Origin of the sequence: Amycolatopsis sp. CA-161197, from assembly GCF_050942255.1 — a bacterium.
In the GTDB taxonomy this organism is placed as follows: domain Bacteria; phylum Actinomycetota; class Actinomycetes; order Mycobacteriales; family Pseudonocardiaceae; genus Amycolatopsis.
This window is the reverse complement of sequence record NZ_CP192059.1, coordinates 2,285,380-2,299,867: the sequence shown is the minus strand read 5'-3', so window position 1 is coordinate 2,299,867 and position 14,488 is coordinate 2,285,380. Positions and strand designations below refer to the sequence as shown.

At 71.7% G+C, this 14,488-nt stretch carries 13 protein-coding genes; 8 read left to right on the top strand and 5 right to left on the bottom strand.

From position 1 onward, the window contains the following. Positions 1-8: 8 nt before the first annotated feature. The 3 genes from ACQPXB_RS11060 to ACQPXB_RS11050 are packed head-to-tail and all read right to left on the bottom strand — an operon-like array spanning position 9 to position 3,765. Entirely contained in the window at positions 9-515 is a 507-nt protein-coding gene (locus ACQPXB_RS11060) for a (2Fe-2S)-binding protein (protein ID WP_366580943.1), read from the bottom strand. After that, complete coding sequence (locus ACQPXB_RS11055; protein WP_432851266.1) at positions 512-1,393, bottom strand: FAD binding domain-containing protein; 882 nt, start codon at positions 1,391-1,393, stop codon at positions 512-514. Before ACQPXB_RS11055 ends, ACQPXB_RS11060 begins: the two co-directional genes overlap by 4 nt. Then, on the bottom strand, positions 1,390-3,765 hold the full coding sequence (locus tag ACQPXB_RS11050; protein WP_432851264.1) for a xanthine dehydrogenase family protein molybdopterin-binding subunit: 2,376 nt from the start codon (positions 3,763-3,765) through the stop codon (positions 1,390-1,392). The genes ACQPXB_RS11055 and ACQPXB_RS11050 overlap by 4 nt, the downstream gene beginning before the upstream one ends. A 197-nt stretch (positions 3,766-3,962) precedes the next feature. Here ACQPXB_RS11050 and ACQPXB_RS11045 point away from each other — a divergent pair, with 197 nt between their 5' ends. Genes ACQPXB_RS11045 through ACQPXB_RS11020 form a run of 6 tightly spaced genes read left to right on the top strand, consistent with a single transcriptional unit; the run spans position 3,963 to position 10,152 of the window. Further along, the gene (locus ACQPXB_RS11045; RefSeq protein WP_432851262.1) at positions 3,963-4,958 is read left to right on the top strand and encodes an LLM class flavin-dependent oxidoreductase; all 996 of its coding nucleotides are present in this window, start codon (positions 3,963-3,965) and stop codon (positions 4,956-4,958) included. Positions 4,959-5,011: 53 nt separating this feature from the next. Then, positions 5,012-5,476 (top strand): YybH family protein, encoded by a 465-nt coding sequence (locus ACQPXB_RS11040; protein WP_432851260.1) that lies wholly within the window; start codon positions 5,012-5,014, stop codon positions 5,474-5,476. Between the two features lie 21 nt (positions 5,477-5,497). Beyond that, a complete protein-coding gene (locus ACQPXB_RS11035) occupies positions 5,498-6,307 on the top strand; it encodes an alpha/beta fold hydrolase (protein WP_432851258.1) in 810 nt (269 codons plus the stop codon). Next, the gene (locus ACQPXB_RS11030; RefSeq protein WP_432851256.1) at positions 6,304-7,218 is read left to right on the top strand and encodes a DUF1028 domain-containing protein; all 915 of its coding nucleotides are present in this window, start codon (positions 6,304-6,306) and stop codon (positions 7,216-7,218) included. The genes ACQPXB_RS11035 and ACQPXB_RS11030 overlap by 4 nt, the downstream gene beginning before the upstream one ends. Further along, entirely contained in the window at positions 7,215-8,474 is a 1,260-nt protein-coding gene (locus tag ACQPXB_RS11025; RefSeq protein WP_432851254.1) for a M20 family metallopeptidase, read from the top strand. The genes ACQPXB_RS11030 and ACQPXB_RS11025 overlap by 4 nt, the downstream gene beginning before the upstream one ends. A gap of 22 nt (positions 8,475-8,496) precedes the next feature. Next, the gene (locus tag ACQPXB_RS11020) at positions 8,497-10,152 is read left to right on the top strand and encodes a PucR family transcriptional regulator (protein ID WP_432851252.1); all 1,656 of its coding nucleotides are present in this window, start codon (positions 8,497-8,499) and stop codon (positions 10,150-10,152) included. Between the two features lie 43 nt (positions 10,153-10,195). On the opposite strand, the gene ACQPXB_RS11015 is transcribed toward ACQPXB_RS11020, so the two are convergent. Continuing rightward, positions 10,196-11,848 carry a glutamate--tRNA ligase gene (locus tag ACQPXB_RS11015; RefSeq protein ID WP_432851250.1) on the bottom strand — a complete coding sequence of 551 codons (1,653 nt, stop codon included), beginning with the start codon at positions 11,846-11,848 and terminating at the stop codon, positions 10,196-10,198. 228 nt (positions 11,849-12,076) lie between these two features. Here ACQPXB_RS11015 and ACQPXB_RS11010 point away from each other — a divergent pair, with 228 nt between their 5' ends. Continuing rightward, entirely contained in the window at positions 12,077-12,724 is a 648-nt protein-coding gene (locus ACQPXB_RS11010; RefSeq protein WP_386948114.1) for a PadR family transcriptional regulator, read from the top strand. Here the strand turns inward: ACQPXB_RS11010 and ACQPXB_RS11005 are convergent. Beyond that, on the bottom strand, positions 12,667-13,497 hold the full coding sequence (locus ACQPXB_RS11005; RefSeq protein WP_432851248.1) for a class I SAM-dependent methyltransferase: 831 nt from the start codon (positions 13,495-13,497) through the stop codon (positions 12,667-12,669). The two genes, ACQPXB_RS11010 and ACQPXB_RS11005, sit on opposite strands and share 58 nt — an antisense overlap. A gap of 107 nt (positions 13,498-13,604) precedes the next feature. Here ACQPXB_RS11005 and ACQPXB_RS11000 point away from each other — a divergent pair, with 107 nt between their 5' ends. Further along, on the top strand, positions 13,605-14,447 hold the full coding sequence (locus ACQPXB_RS11000) for a VOC family protein (protein ID WP_432851246.1): 843 nt from the start codon (positions 13,605-13,607) through the stop codon (positions 14,445-14,447). Positions 14,448-14,488 lie beyond the last annotated feature (41 nt).

Genomic DNA, 14,488 nt, shown 5'->3' with positions numbered 1-14,488 from the left:
ACACGCCGTCAGGACTCCCCCGGCCGTGTGCCGCCGGTCACCTCCGCCCGCAGGACCGCGGCCGCCTCGCGGACGGCGTCGACGATGAACTGGTAGCCCGTGCAGCGGCAGAGGTTGCCGGAGATGCCGGCCCGGATCTCGTCGTCCGTGGGGTCCGGGTTGTCCGCCAGCAGCTCCCGGACGGTGAGCAGCATGCCGGGCGTGCAGAACCCGCACTGGAGCCCGTGGTGCTTCCAGAACGCCTCCTGCAGCGGGTGCAGCCGCCCGCCCTCGGCGAGCCCTTCGACGGTCGTGACCTCGGCGCCCTCGGCCTGCGCGGCGAGCGTGCAGCAGGACCGCGCGGTGCGCCCGTCCAGCACGACCGTGCAAGCCCCGCAGACGCCGTGCTCGCAGCCGACGTGCACGCCGGTCTTCCCGCAGTCCTTGCGCAGGAAGTCCGACAACGTGCGGCGCGGCTCGACGTGGCGGGTCACCGCTTCCCCGTTGACAGTCATGCTGACGGCGCGGCTGCTCATGCGGCCTGGTTCCTTTCCGTGCGGGACAGTGCGCGGGTGAGGCAGCGGCGGGTGAGGACGCCGGTGATGCGGCGGCGGTACTCCGCCGGCGCGTGCAGGTCGGTTCCGGGGTCGACGGCCCGGGTGGCCTCCGCACCCGCGGCGCGGAACAGCTCGTCCGACGGCGACTGTCCGATGAGGACGGTCTCGGCCGCGTGGGCGCGCAGCGGCGTCGGGCCGGCGCCGCCGATGCCGATCCGCGCTTCGGTGATGCGCCCCGCGCTGTCGGTGCGCAGCGCCGCGAGCACGGCGACGATCGCGAAGTCGCCGTGCCTGCGCGCGAGCTCTTCGACCGCGACGCCGGTGCCCGGCGCGGTTTTGGGCACGCGGACCGCCACGAGCAGCTCGTCCGGCGCGGCCGTCGTCTCGTGCGGCCCGCGGAAGAACTCCGCCACGGGCACCGTGCGCCGTCCCGCCGGGCCGGCGAGCACGAACCGCGCGTCGAGGGCGAGCAAGGCCGTCGGGTTCTCGCCCGCGGGATGCGCGAAGGACACGCTGCCGCCGATGGTGCTGCGGTTGCGGATGGTCACGTGCCCGGAGTGGTGCAGGGCCTCCACCAGCAGTGGCGCGGCCGACGCGGTGAGCGGGGAAGTCTCGACGACGCGGTTGCGCGTCAGCGCCCCGATCTCCACGTGGTCGGCCTCCTCGCGCAGGTACGCCAGCTCGGCCAGCCCGTTGATGTCGACGAGCAGCGCGGGGTCGATCCGGCGGGTGGCGAGCAGGGGCACCAGGCTCTGGCCGCCCGCGAGCACCTGGGTGCGGTCGGCGTCCTGCGCGAGCGTGGCGACGGCGTGGTCGACGCTCGTCGCCCGGACGTGGTCGAGCGGAGCGGGTTTCACGCGTTCTCCTCGGCGTCGTCGATCGCGGCCAGCAGCCGCGGCGGGGTGACCGGCACCCGGTTCAGGCGGAGGCGCAGGTCCGGCAGGGCGTTCTCGATCGCGGTGGTGATCGCCGAGGCCGCGCCGATCGTGCCCGCCTCGCCCATGCCCTTGAACCCGCCCGGGATGTGGTCGGCGGTGGTGGACATGTGCAACGTGTCGAAGGTCGGCACCTCCGACGCGGTGGGCACGAGGTAGTCCATGAACGTCTTCGTCAGCAGCTGCCCGTCGGTGTCGTACACGAGCTCCTCGTACAGCGCGCCGCCGATGCCCTGGGTGGCCCCGCCGTGGATCTGGCCGTCGACGATCGTCGGGTTGATGACCGTGCCGCAGTCGTGGGCGAGCAGGTACTCGAGCACGTCGGTCTTCCCGGTCTCCCGGTCGACCTCCACGAGGACCGCGGTGGTGCCGTAGGAGAACGCGACGTTCTCCGGGTCGAGCACGTCGCGTTCCTCGAGGGTCGGGATCTCGTCGTCGGGCAGGTTCCCGGCGAGCCTGCGGTAGGTGGCGTCGCCGATGTCGCGCATGGTCACCGATGGCCCACCCGGCGCGCCGGCCACGGAGATGCGGCCGTCGGTGATGTCGAGGTCCGCCGGCGAAGCTTCGAGCAGGTGCCCGGCGATGCGCAGCACCTTCTCGCGCAACCGCGTGCTCGCCCGCAGCACCGCGCCGCCGCCGAGGGACGCGCCCCGGCTGGCTCCCGTGCCGTAGCCGGTGAACGGGTTGTACTCGGTGTCGCCGGAGAGCACTGTCACCGAGTCCAGCGGGACGCCGAGCGTGTCGGCGGCGACCTGGGCCAGCGCCGTCTCGATGCCCTGCCCGAGTGCGGACAGTCCGGTTCGGACGGTCACGCCGCCGCTCGAGTCGATCCGCACGACCTCCTCGTCGAAGGACCCGTGCTGCAGGCCGGCTCCGTTCATGATCTTCGTGGGGCCGAGTGCGGTGATCTCGATGTGGAACGAGTAGCCGATGCCCAGCGCGCGTCCTTCGTCGGCCGCCGCGCCGACCCGCTTGGCCCAGCCGCGCTCGGCGACGGCCCGCTCGGCCTGGTTCAGGCAGTCCGCGTAGTTGCCGCTGTCGTAGAAGAAAACGGGGCTGGGATAAGGGAACTTGTCCGGCGCGATGAGATTGCGGCGGCGGACCTCGTTGGCGGGCAGGCCGAGCTCGTGCGCCAGCTTCTCGACGATCCGCTCGTGCGCGAAGTTGCCCTTGGGCTGGCCCCAGCCGCGGTAGGACCCGTAGGGCGAGCGGTTGGTGACGACGCCGACGATCGTGGTCTCGACGTTCGGGATGTCGTACGGGCCGCTCATCAACGCGGCCGACAGCCAGCACGGCCCGATACCGACGGTGGCGAGCTGACCGCCGAGCACGGCCCAGACGGTGCCGCGCAGCCCGGTGATGGTGCCGTCGGCCTTCGCCGCCACCGACACCTCGATCCGCTGCTCGCGGGAATGCGCGTTGGCGGTGAAGCTCTCCTGCCGGTCTTCGATGAGCTTCACCGGACGGCCGGTGCGCTTCGACAGCAGCGCGGCGAGCACTTCTTCGGCGTAGAAGTCGAACTTGTTGCCGAACCCGCCCCCGACGTCCGGCGTGCGCACGCGGATCCGTTCCACCGGAACGCCCAGCACGTCGCCGAACAGGTCGCGCGCGAGGTTCGGCGACTGGGTCGACAGCCACGCGTCGAGCCGGTCGGTGAACGGGTCCCAGGACACGACGGCGCCCCGGGTCTCCAGCGGCGTGCCCATCTGCCGGCCGAAGGTCAGCGTCTCCGAGACGACCACGTCGGCCTCGGCGAACGCGGCGGCCGCGGCGCCCTTGGGGATGGTCTGGCGGCAGCTGACGTTGTCGGGCCAGTCCTCGTAGAGCAGCGGGGCGTCCGCGGCGAGGGCCTCGTCGAGGGTCGCGACCGCGGGCAGCGGCTCGTAGTCGACGTCGATGAGGGCGAGCGCGTCCTCCGCGACGTAGCGGTCGACGGCCGCGACGACGGCGACGCCCTGCCCGACGTAACGGACCTTGTCGACGGCCAGTGCGTACTGACCGGTCATGCGCTGGTCCGGGATCATCAGCCAGATCACCGGCTGCGGCGCTGCGCACAGCTCCTGCACGTCCGCACCGGTCAGCACGGCGAACACCCCCGGCAACGCGAGGGCCCGGCTCGGGTCGACGCTGCGGATGCGCGCGTGCGGGTGCGGGCTGCGCAGCACCGCCGCCTCCAGCATCCCGGGCAGCACGACGTCGTCCACGTACTGCGCCCGGCCGGTCAGCAGCCGGGGATCCTCCTTGCGGCGCACTCGCGCACCGATCAACCCTGGTGGTACCTGCTGCTGGGTCACGATCAGCCCTCCGGTGGTGGGTGCGACGAGCGGTCGGTCCGATCGCAAGCGTCATCCCGGGCCGCTCCGCTGTCCATTGACACATCGCCCAAAGTGGCCGGTCCCGGTTCGTCGCACCGCCAATTGCCCCGGCGCGGGTCCCGAATGGAGACTCGTCACCAGATCCGTTCTTCCGACCGCGATGTGTGAGGTCCCCGATGACTGGCTCCGAGACCGTTCCCGTCGGCGTCTTCGTGGCGACGTCCACACCACCGGAGCGCATTCCCGCTCTCGCGGCGTCGGCCGAGCGGCTGGGGTTCGGCGAGGTGTGGGTGGCCGAGGACTACTTCTGCTACGGCGGGTTCACCGGCGCCGCCCTCGCGCTCGGCGCGACGGAGAACGTCAAGGTGGGCCTGGGAATCGTCGCGTCGGTCGCCCGGCACCCGGCCGTCACGGCGATGGAGATCGCCACGCTCGCGCGGGCATATCCCGGGCGGTTCATCCCGGGGATCGGCCACGGCGTTCCCTTCTGGACCGATCAGATGGGAGTGACCGCGAAGTCGCCGTTGTCCGCGTTGGCCGAATGCGTGGACGGAATCCGGGAATTGCTGGCGGGCGGGACCGTGGACACGGTGGGAAAGCAATTCACGTTCCGGTCGGTAACCGCCGCGCACCGCCCCGAAATCGCGGTGCCGATCGTGACCGGGGTGCTCGGGCCGAAGTCGCTGCGCCTTTCCGGGCGCATCGCCGACGGCACCGTGATGAGCGTGCTCGCCGGCACGGCGTACCTCGAGTCGGCGCTGACCCACATCCGCGCGGGCATGGCCGAGTCCGGCCGGACCGAGCACCTGGTGCCGACGTTCGCGTTGTTCAGCATCGGCAAGGACAGCCGGCAGGCCCGCGCGGCGGTGCGCCCGGCGCTCGCGAGCTACCTGACGGCCGTCGGCGCGCACAACCCGCTCACCGCCGCGTTCGGCTACAACGACCACATCGCCGACCTGCTCCCGCAAGGACCGGACAAACTCGCCGGAGCCCTGCCGGACGAGTGGATCGACACCCTCGCCGTGGCCGGCGACCCCGACGAGGTCGCCGCGCGGATCACCGAGCTGCGCGCCGCGGGCGCCACGAGCGTCGTCCTGTCCCCGGTCAACGCGGACACGGCCGGCGACGAGCTCGAACTGACCGCTTCCGCCGTGCTGCCCCGCCTCGGCTGAGCACCTCCCCCAGCGATTCCCCACCCGACCACCCGGAAACGAGGAGAACGAACGTGGCTGACACCGACAAGGACATCCAGGAGATCCTCGCGGTCCACCGCTCCTGGCTGGACTCGAACAACGATCTCGTGATCGAGAAGATGTACCCGAACTTCGCCAACCCGGGGTACCTGCAGTTCAACCTCAACGGCCACCAGTACGACAGCGTCGACGAGAAGGCGAAGCTGTGGGAGGGCCTGCACCAGATCGGGTTCAACCTCTCAGACATGAAGCTCGTCGGCGAGCCGAAGGTGTACGCCGAGGGCGGCCTCGCGTACCTCACCGCGTACTGGAGTGCCCAGGTCACCGGCGACACCGGGACCGGTGTGCTGGAGCCGGACCCCGAGCCGCTGGTGTTCCGCGTGACCGAGGTCTACCGCAGGGACGACGGCAAGGGGAACCCGGTCTGGAAGATCTGGCACTTCCACGCGTCGCCGATCGCGTCGCCCGAGCTGCCGCGGTTCCCCCAGGACGCCTGAGCGCAGAGAGAACGAGGGGCGATGTCGCACCCACGACGGCGGACCACCACGGGTCCGGCCGGAGAGCTGTCGTACCTGGCCTGGCCGGGCTCCGGCACGCCGGTCCTGTACCTGCACCCGGTCAACACCGCGGCCGAGGTGTGGTCGGACGTGGCCGCCGAGCTGCCGGGACCCGCGGTGGCGGTCGACTACCGGGCCCACGGCGGCTCGGCCGCTGCGGGGCCGTACTTCCCGGCGGACTACGCGGCCGACGCGCTGGCCGTGCTCGACGCCGAGGGGATCGGGCGGGCCCACGTGGCCTGCGGGTCGATCGGCGGGGCCGTCGCGGTGGAGCTCGCCGCGACCGCGCCGCAGCGGGTCGCCAGCATCGCCGCGTTCGGCGCCACGCTCCGGCTGGGCTGGGACAGCGCGACGCTGGACGAAACCGAGGCCGACCTGCGCGGGCTCGGCGTGCGGGAGTGGTTCGTGCGCCACGGCGGCGAGATCCTCGGGCCCGGCAGCCGGCCCGATGCCGCCGACCGGCTCGTCGAGCTGGCCTCGGCCGGGCGCGAGCTCGACGTGGTGGTGGAGGTCCTGCGCACGACGTTCGGACTCGCCGACTCGCGCCCGGCCGCGGCGAAGGTCGAGCCGGCCGCGCCGCCGGCGTTGGTCGTCGTCGGCACCCACGACCCGACCTGCCCCGACGCCATGGCGCAGGAGCTGGCCGGGTACCTCCACACGCAGGTGCACACGCTGGTGGACCTCGGGCACCTGCCGATGCTCGAAGCCCCGGCCGTGACCGCCGCGGCGATCCGCGCGTTCCACGACGAGATCGGACCCGACGGCCGATGACCTACTCCATCGTCGCGAGGGATCCGGCGACCGGACAGCTCGGCGTCGGCTGCGAATCGCACTTCTTCGCCCCCGGCGCCGGGGTGACCTGGGCCCGGCCCGGGGCCGGCGCGATCGCCACCCAGGCCTTCGTCGACGGCCGCTACGGCGAGGAAGGCCTGGCGCGCCTCGCCGAAGGGACTCCGGCGAAGGAAGTCCTCGACGCGTTGCTGGCCGCCGACGAGCACCCGGAGGTCCGGCAGGTCGCGCTGGTCGGCACGACGGGCAACGCCGCGCTGTGGACGGGCGGGGCGTGCATCGCGGCCGCGGGCGGCATCGTCGACGGCCCGGTGAGCGTGCAGGGCAACATGCTCGACAACGAGAACGTGCTGCCGGCCATGCTCGCCGCGTACCAAAGCGCCGCCGGCGACCTGGCCGAACGGCTGATGACCGCGCTCGAGACCGCGGAACGGGCCGGGGGCGACATCCGGGGCAGCCAGGGCGCCGCGCTGGTCGTCGTCGACGGCGACGCGGCCGGCGAACCGTGGCGGCACAAGCCGGTCGACCTGCGTGTCGACGACCATCCCGACCCGATCGCCGAACTGCGCCGGCTGCTCGCGCAGCGGCGTGCGTTCGACGCGGTCTCGGGCACCATGTTCGCCCCCGGCCTCATGATCGGCCCCTACACGGAACCCTCCCCCGGCGACCGCGACCGGGCGCTCGCCGCGCTGGCCGCGGCGGCCCGGGTCATGACCGGCAACCCCGAGGCGGACTTCTGGCGCGCGATCCTGCTCGCGCGTTCCGGCGCTGTCGACGCCGCCCGCGAGCAGCTCGCCCGGCCGGTGGCGCTGAACCCGCGGCTGCGGGAGTTCCTGGGCCGGATCGCCGACGCGGGCCTGCTGAGCCACGAAGACGTGGAGAAACTGCGATGACTCACCCCGCACTGGCCAACCGCATCCGCTCGGCGGTCGACGTCGACGCCGTGGTGGCCCTGACCCAGGACCTCGTCCGCCTCCGCTCGGAGAACCCGCCCGGCGGCGAAACCGAGGTCGCGAAGCACCTGCGCGGAGTGTTCGCCGGGATGGGGCTGACGGGGCGCGTCGTGGAACCCGCTCCGGGCCGGCCGAGCCTGCTCGTCGCGACCGGCGACGGCGCCCGGTCCGGGAAGCCGGTGCTGCTGGTGAACGGGCACCTGGACACCGTCCCCGCCGCGGCCGGGGGCTGGCGCCACGACCCGTTCGGCGGCCGCGTGCAGGACGGACGGCTCTACGGCCGCGGCACCGCCGACATGAAAGGCGGGATCGCCGCGGCCGTCACCGCGCTGCAGGTCTGCCGGTCACTGGAGCTCGAGCTGCCGTGTGAGGTCGTGTTCCACCTCGTCGCGGACGAGGAGCTGGGCGGCGCGCGGGGCACCGCCGAACTGCTGCGGCAAGGACTCGTGAGCGCCGACGCCTGTCTCGTGCCCGAGCCGACCGGCCTGCGGCTGTGCCTCGCCGAGCGCGGGCTGATGTTCGCGAAGGTCGCCACCCACGGGATCCCGGCGCACGGGAGTGAACCCGCCAAGGGGCGCAGCGCCATCATCACCGCGGCCGCCATCGTGCAGGTCCTGCACGACAACGTCTTCCCGCAGACGCCGCACCCGCTGCTCGGCACCACCACGTGCAACGTCGGCATGATCCGGGGCGGCAGCGGTCCCAACGTCGTGCCGGAGGAGTGCGAGCTGCGCATCGACCGGCGCATCCTCCCGGGCGAGACGCAACCGGACGCCGAGCAGGGCATCATCGACCGGATCGCCTCGCTGGGCCTGTACCGCGGAACGGATTACGAGCTCGAGGTGGAGACGTTCTGCGAACCGTCCGAAATCGACGGTGCGCATCCGTTCGTCGATTTCGTGGCACGGTCGTGCCGCGCCATGACCGGCCGCGACCCCGGCCGGACCGGCCTGCCCTTCACCACGGACGCGCGGTTCATGCGCAACCAGCTGGGCGTTCCGTCGATCGTGTTCGGGCCGGGCGACCTCGGCGTGGCGCATACTGTGGACGAATACGTGGACATCGACGCGCTGGTGACCGCGGTCGGGGTCTACGCCCACGTGTTCGCGAGTTTTACCGGAACGGAACCGTTGAGCAGCAAGCCGGCACGTTCTTCCGTCGACACTGAGGTCGAAGGGGCGCACAGCGTGAGCTGAGGATCCCGGAAGGAGCTGACCGATGAATTCCCCGGCACGGGGCGGTTCGCTGACGCTCGACACGTTCCTCGGCCTCGTCGGCGGGGACTTCGTCGACGTGCTCCACGCGCCGTCCGGGCTCGACCTGACGATCGTCGCCGTCCTGATCCACGACACCGGCACGGCTGTGCAGATCAACCCCGGCGACCTCGTGCTGGGCGTGGGCCTGCGGGTGACCGACCCGGACGCGAAACGGCTCGTGACCGCGGTCGGGCCGGGCACGATCCTCGCGTTCAAGATCCACGACGACGCCGAGCGGGCGTGGCTGCGCACGCTCGGCGAAGAGCACGGCGTGACCGTGCTCGCGATCTCGCCGGACATGTCGTGGGATCAGCTGCACGCGCTCGCCCGCACGTCCATCTCCTCGGCCTCGGCCACGGCGCCCGACGAGCGCGGGGTGCCGTTCGGGGATCTCTTCGCGCTCGCCAACTCCGCGGCCGCCATGCTCGAAGGCCCGGTGATCATCGACGACGAGCGCATGGAGGTCATCGCGTTCTCCAGCCTCGGCGACCCGATCGACGCCATCCGCGAGCAGTCGATCCTCCAGCGCCGGCCGCCGCGCGAGTTCATGGACTGGTGTGAGTCGACCGGCATCCTGCCGCGGGTCCGGCAGAGCCTCAGCCCCGTGCGGGTTGTGCCGCCGGACGGCGCAACCCGGCTCGTCACCGCCATCCGCGGCGGCAGCGACATCCTCGGCTACCTGTGGGTGGCCGAGTCGAAACGCGAGCTGGACCAGCAGTCGTCGAACCTGCTGGCCGAGACCGCCCGCGTCGCGGCGCTGCAGCTGCTGCGCTCCCGCATCAGCGAGGACCTCGACCGGCGGCTGCGCAGCGACCTGCTGCGCAGCGCGCTGACCGGCCGGGCCAACGCGAAGACCGTCGAGGCGCGCCTCGGCCTGACCGGCGTCGCGTTCCGGCTGGTCGCGTTCGTCCCGGACCGGGTGGACGGGCCGCCGGCCGGAGAGCCGGATCCGCTGCGGTTGCGGCAGCTCGAGGACCTGGTGGCGCTGCGGGTCGAAGCGTCGCGCCGCCGCGGCGCGGTGACGTCGTGCGAAGGCCGGATCTACGCGACGTTCCCCGTGGTGGAAGACCGGCCGCCGGGCGAGGCGACGGCGCTCGCCCGCGAGATCGCCGGGCAGGCGACACGCCAGCTGCGCGTGGAGCTGCGGGCGGCGGTGAGCGGGGAGATCACGTCGGCCGACCGGCTTGTCGAGGCCCGCCGCGACGTCGACCGGCTACTCACCCTGCCGTTGCTCGACGAGTCCCGCCGGGTGGTCGCGTTCGAGGACTCGATCGCGGACGCCGTGCTGTCGGAGCTGACCGAGATCGTGCTGGACCGGCCGCGGCTGCTGCAGGGTGGCGTGGCCGGGATGGTGGTCAGCGACCGGGACTGCGGGACGGAGTACCTGCCGAGCCTGCGGGCGTTCTTCGAGGCGGGTGGCGATCTCACCGCGGCGGCCCGCACGTTGTACGTGCACCGCAACACGTTGAAGTACCGGCTGACCCGGATCCGCGACGTGTTCGGAGTCGACGTCGAGATCCCCACGCAGCGCCTCGTCGCGGAGCTGCAGGTGGCGGTGTTCACCGGCCACCCGGAGCTGCACCGCCGCCTGGACGCCACCGCGCCCGAACAGGAGTGACGCGCCGTCCTCCGGCGCGCTTACACCGGAGGACGGCGGCGGCTCACGCCGTGAGGGTTTCGAACCGCCGCAAGGTCTCGTCGCGGCCCAGCGCCTGCGTGATCGAGTGCAGGTCCGGGCTGCGGGTGGAGCCGGTGATCGCGATGCGGATGATCTGCGAGGCCTCGCGGATCGAGCCCGGGTACGCGTCGGGGTCCTTCTTGAGTTCCTTGGCGTTCTTGGCGAAACCGTGCTTCGCCGCGACATCGCGGATCTGCTGGAACCACTCCTGGCCGTCGTCGAGCTGCTGGTAGTTCGCGACGAAGTCCGACGCCACCGCACGCACGACCTCCGGCGCCACGCCGAGGGCGGCGATGCGCTCGTCGTCCGGGCCGGTCACGGGGGCGTGCAGCTGCGGGAAGAAGAATCCGTAGACCGCGCGGAACTCGCTCCACTTCTTGAGGTCCTTGCGCGGGTTCTCGGCGCCTTCGCGCTCGACGGCCAGCGCCCGCAGGGCCAGCTCCTCCGACGACTCGAGCACCGACAGCAGCTCCGGATCGAAGCGCTGCGCCCACGTGCGCACGGCGGCGAGGATCTCCGCGCCCGACATCGTCGCGATGTGGTCGGCGGAGATGTCGTCGAGCTTCACGAGGTCCACGAGCGGTCCCGCGACGCCCATCTCGTCGAGGTTGATCGGCTCGTCCAGCGCCTGGGCCAGCGGCAGCTCGGCGAGCCGGCCGTTGGCGAGCCCGCGCAGGTAGTACAGAACGGCCTCGACCGGGTAGCCGGCCTCGATGTAGAAGTCGACCGACGCCTCGGGGTCCTTGCGCTTGGAGAGCTTGCGCTTGCTGCCGCCCTCCTGCTTCATCAGCGGGGCGATGTGCGCGTAGGTGATCGGCTCGAAGCCGAGCGCGTCGAACAGCTGCTGGTGCACCGGCACGGACGAGATCCACTCGTCGCCGCGGATGACGAGGTTCACGCGCATGAGGTGGTCGTCCACGGCGTGCGCGAAGTGGTAGGTCGGCAGCCGGGGGCTCTGGTCGGAGCTCTTGAGGATCACCACGTCGTTGCGGTTGGCCTCGGCCTCGATCGTGCCGCGGATGGCGTCGGTGAAGCGCACGCGCGCGCCGGTGTCGTCGGGCGCGCGGAACCGCACCACCCACGGTTCGCCGGCGTCGAGCTTCGCCTGCACGTCGGCCGGGTCGGCGTTGCGCCAGATGGCCCACGAGCCGTAGTAGCCGGTGGGCAGCTTCGTGGCCTGCTGGCGCGCGGTGATGGACGCGAGCTCGTCCTTCGTGGCGAAGTCGATGTACGCGCGGCCTTCGCGCAGCAACTGGCGCACGTAGGTCAGGTAGATCTGCTCGCGGCCGGACTGCTGGTACGGGCCGTAGTCGCCGCCGCGCAGGGTGTCCTCGTCGGCCTGCAGACCGAAGTAGGAGAAGCCGCGCTCGAACTGCTCCAGCGCACCCTCGACCTCGCGCGACTGGTCGGTGTCCTCGACGCGCACCAGGTAGCGGCCGCCGGAGCGACGGGCGACGTCCTGGTCGATCGTGGCCACGTAGATGCCGCCGATGTGCACGAACCCCGTAGGCGACGGGCCGAACCGGGTCACCTTCGCGCCGTCCGGCAGCTGCCGCGCCGGGTATTGCCGCTCCCAGTGCTCCGGCTCGGGCAGGTCCGCGGGGAACAGGGCGTCGATGACCACTCGGTCCAGCATGGGGGGTCGGGTCTCCCAGGTCGGTTCAGCGCTTCTTCTTACTCCTTCGAGTATCTCCGACCACCGCAAACGTCCCTCGCGCAGGTCCTCGACAGTCGCTAGGTTGCATCGCGACCGTTTCCGATATATCGTGAACCAGTCGCAACCGTTCGCGGGATCGCCGGCTCAAAGGCGATTCCGCACGCCTCGGCGGAGCCGAGGCCAAACAACACAGCAAAGGACAACGACATGAGGCACCCTCACCCCGGTGCGCGAGGCGCGCACCAACACGGAGAACACGGTCGTCCCGCTTTCGGCCCCTTCGGCCGCGAGTTCGGCGACTTCGGATTCGGCCCCGGCGGCCCGATGGGCCGCGGCCGGCGAGGCCACGGCGGTCCCGGCGGACGACGAGGCCACGGCCCGCGTCGCGGCCGGCGCGGTGACGTCCGCGCGGCGATCCTGACCCTGCTCGCGGAACAGCCACGGCACGGGTACGAGATCATCCGCGAGATCGGCGAGCGCAGTGGCGGCTTCTGGAAGCCCAGCCCCGGCTCGATCTACCCGACGCTGCAGATGCTGGCCGACGAAGGCCTGGTCGTGAGCAAGGACGAGAACGGCAAGAAGCTGTTCGAGCTCACCGACGAGGGCCGCGCGGCCGCGGAGCAGCAGACCGGCACCCCGCCGTGGGAGCACTTCGCCGAGGACGTCGACCCCGTCGAGGTCGACCTGCGCAAGGCGGGCGCCACGCTCGCGGCGGCGGTCGTCCAGGTGATGCGCGCCGGCAGCGCGAGCCAGCAGGCCCGCGTGGTCGACGTGCTCAACGAGGCCCGGCGCTCGGTCTACTCGATCCTCGGCGAGGTCGAGGAAACCGACGAGTCGCCGGAAGAAGCCGAGTGACCCGGCAGGACGAGGCCGGTGGGCTTGACCCGCGTGTGCACGCGGTAGCCCACCGGCAGCGTCACCCCGGCGCCGCCGGCCGTGCTGATCGTGCGCTTGTGCACCTCGGCCACGGCCCGCGCGGCGACCTGCGCGCTGAACTCGATCTTCAGCACTGACTCCATGGCGGCGTGGTCGGTGAACGACCAGCGCGTCGCCACGCGCCGGAGGCTGAAGCCCTCGCCTTCGAAGAACCGCTCGACCTCTACGGGGTCGTAGTGCGGGAGGTCCGCCCGCAGCCAGCCGCCGTAGGGCTCGCTCGTCGCGTCGAGATCGACGATCAGGATCGACCCGCCGGGCCGCAGCACGCGTTCCGCTTCACGCAGCCCCGGTTCGCAGCCGGGGCCGAAGAAGTACGCCGTGCGCGCGTGGACCACGTCGACACTCGCGTCGTCGACGGGCAGCCGCTGCGCGCGGCCTTCGCGCACTGACACGTTCGGCAGTTCCCGCACGCGCTTCGCCGCGTCGCGCGCCAGCGGTGCGTACGGCTCCACGCCGAGCACCGAGCGCGCGTCGCGGGCGAAGCGCGGCAAGTGGAATCCGTCACCACAACCGAGGTCGAGAACGTCGCGGCCGGTCCAGTCGCACTCCTCGCGCAGGACGCGCCAGATCTCGCCGTCGACGTCCTGCGCGCGGTTCTCCACCTCGTAAGCCTGCTGGTAGTACCAGATGTTGGGGCTCGGCAAGACCTCCGTCGCGCGAGAGCGGCCTGAGGAACGGGGGAACCATCGCACGAACTTCTCCAACGACGTCGGCCGCGAGCCGGTTCCGGGGTTCCGGGCTCACTGCGAAAAAATCACGGGCACCGCATAGACTTCTTGCTCACCGGGAGGAGGCCGCGATGACCATCGGTTCGGCCAGCACAAGCGCGATTCCGGCCGGCCTCCCGTGCTGGATCGAGGTGGCCTGTCGCGACGAAGCGGTGTCGCAACAGTTCTACACGGGCCTGTTCGGCTGGCAGTACGACGTGCACCGCGACCCCGCCGCGCCCACCGGCCGCTACTGGATCTCGTCGCTCGCCGGAGAGCCGACCGGCGGTCTCTACCAAGCAGGGGCGCAGACCGAGCCCGGCTGGACGCTGCACGTCTCCGTGCCGCACACCGCGAGCGCGGCCGAATGGGTGGAGCACCTCGGCGGCCAGGTGACGCTGGGACCGGTCGCGATCCCCGAGCGCGGCAGCATTCTCCACGCGATCGACGCGGCGGGTGCGCCCGTGGTGTTCTGGGAGGCGCCGCCGGACTGGCGGTTCGTCACCGGGATCCCCAACACGTTCAGCGGCGCCGACCTCAACGCGCACGACGGCGAGGCGGCCGATCACTTCTACACCAAGCTCTTCAACTACTCGAGCCACCAGATCGGCGACGGCGAGAGCGTCGACTACACGGAATACCTCATCGAGCACACGCCCGTGCTCTACCGCTACGTGATGGGCTCCGAGTACAGCCGCGACACTCCCCCGCACTGGCTCGTCTACTTCGAGGTCGACCCGGCCCGCGGCTGCGACGCGACGGCGGGCCAGGCACTGATGCTCGGCGGGTCCGTGGTGATCGAGCCGTACGACACGCCCTTCGGCCGTATGGCGATCCTCGCCGACCCGGACGGCGCGGTGTTCGCGGTGATCGACCACTCGCGCACGCTCGACGACGTCGGCCGCGCCGAGGTCGACGACCCTTACGACGACTGAGTTTTTCGACCACTGAGTTTTTCGACGACTGAGTTTTTCGA

Bases quoted from the DNA above. Each gene is read 5' to 3' on its own strand.
- ACQPXB_RS11060 (WP_366580943.1), bottom strand. From the start codon at position 515: ATGAGCAGCCGCGCCGTCAGCATGACTGTCAACGGGGAAGCGGTGACC.
- ACQPXB_RS11045 (WP_432851262.1), top strand. From the start codon at position 3,963: ATGACTGGCTCCGAGACCGTTCCCGTCGGCGTCTTCGTGGCGACGTCC.
- ACQPXB_RS11035 (WP_432851258.1), top strand. From the start codon at position 5,498: ATGTCGCACCCACGACGGCGGACCACCACGGGTCCGGCCGGAGAGCTG.
- ACQPXB_RS11030 (WP_432851256.1), top strand. From the start codon at position 6,304: ATGACCTACTCCATCGTCGCGAGGGATCCGGCGACCGGACAGCTCGGC.
- ACQPXB_RS11025 (WP_432851254.1), top strand. From the start codon at position 7,215: ATGACTCACCCCGCACTGGCCAACCGCATCCGCTCGGCGGTCGACGTC.
- ACQPXB_RS11020 (WP_432851252.1), top strand. From the start codon at position 8,497: ATGAATTCCCCGGCACGGGGCGGTTCGCTGACGCTCGACACGTTCCTC.
- ACQPXB_RS11015 (WP_432851250.1), bottom strand. From the start codon at position 11,848: ATGCTGGACCGAGTGGTCATCGACGCCCTGTTCCCCGCGGACCTGCCC.
- ACQPXB_RS11010 (WP_386948114.1), top strand. From the start codon at position 12,077: ATGAGGCACCCTCACCCCGGTGCGCGAGGCGCGCACCAACACGGAGAA.
- ACQPXB_RS11000 (WP_432851246.1), top strand. From the start codon at position 13,605: ATGACCATCGGTTCGGCCAGCACAAGCGCGATTCCGGCCGGCCTCCCG.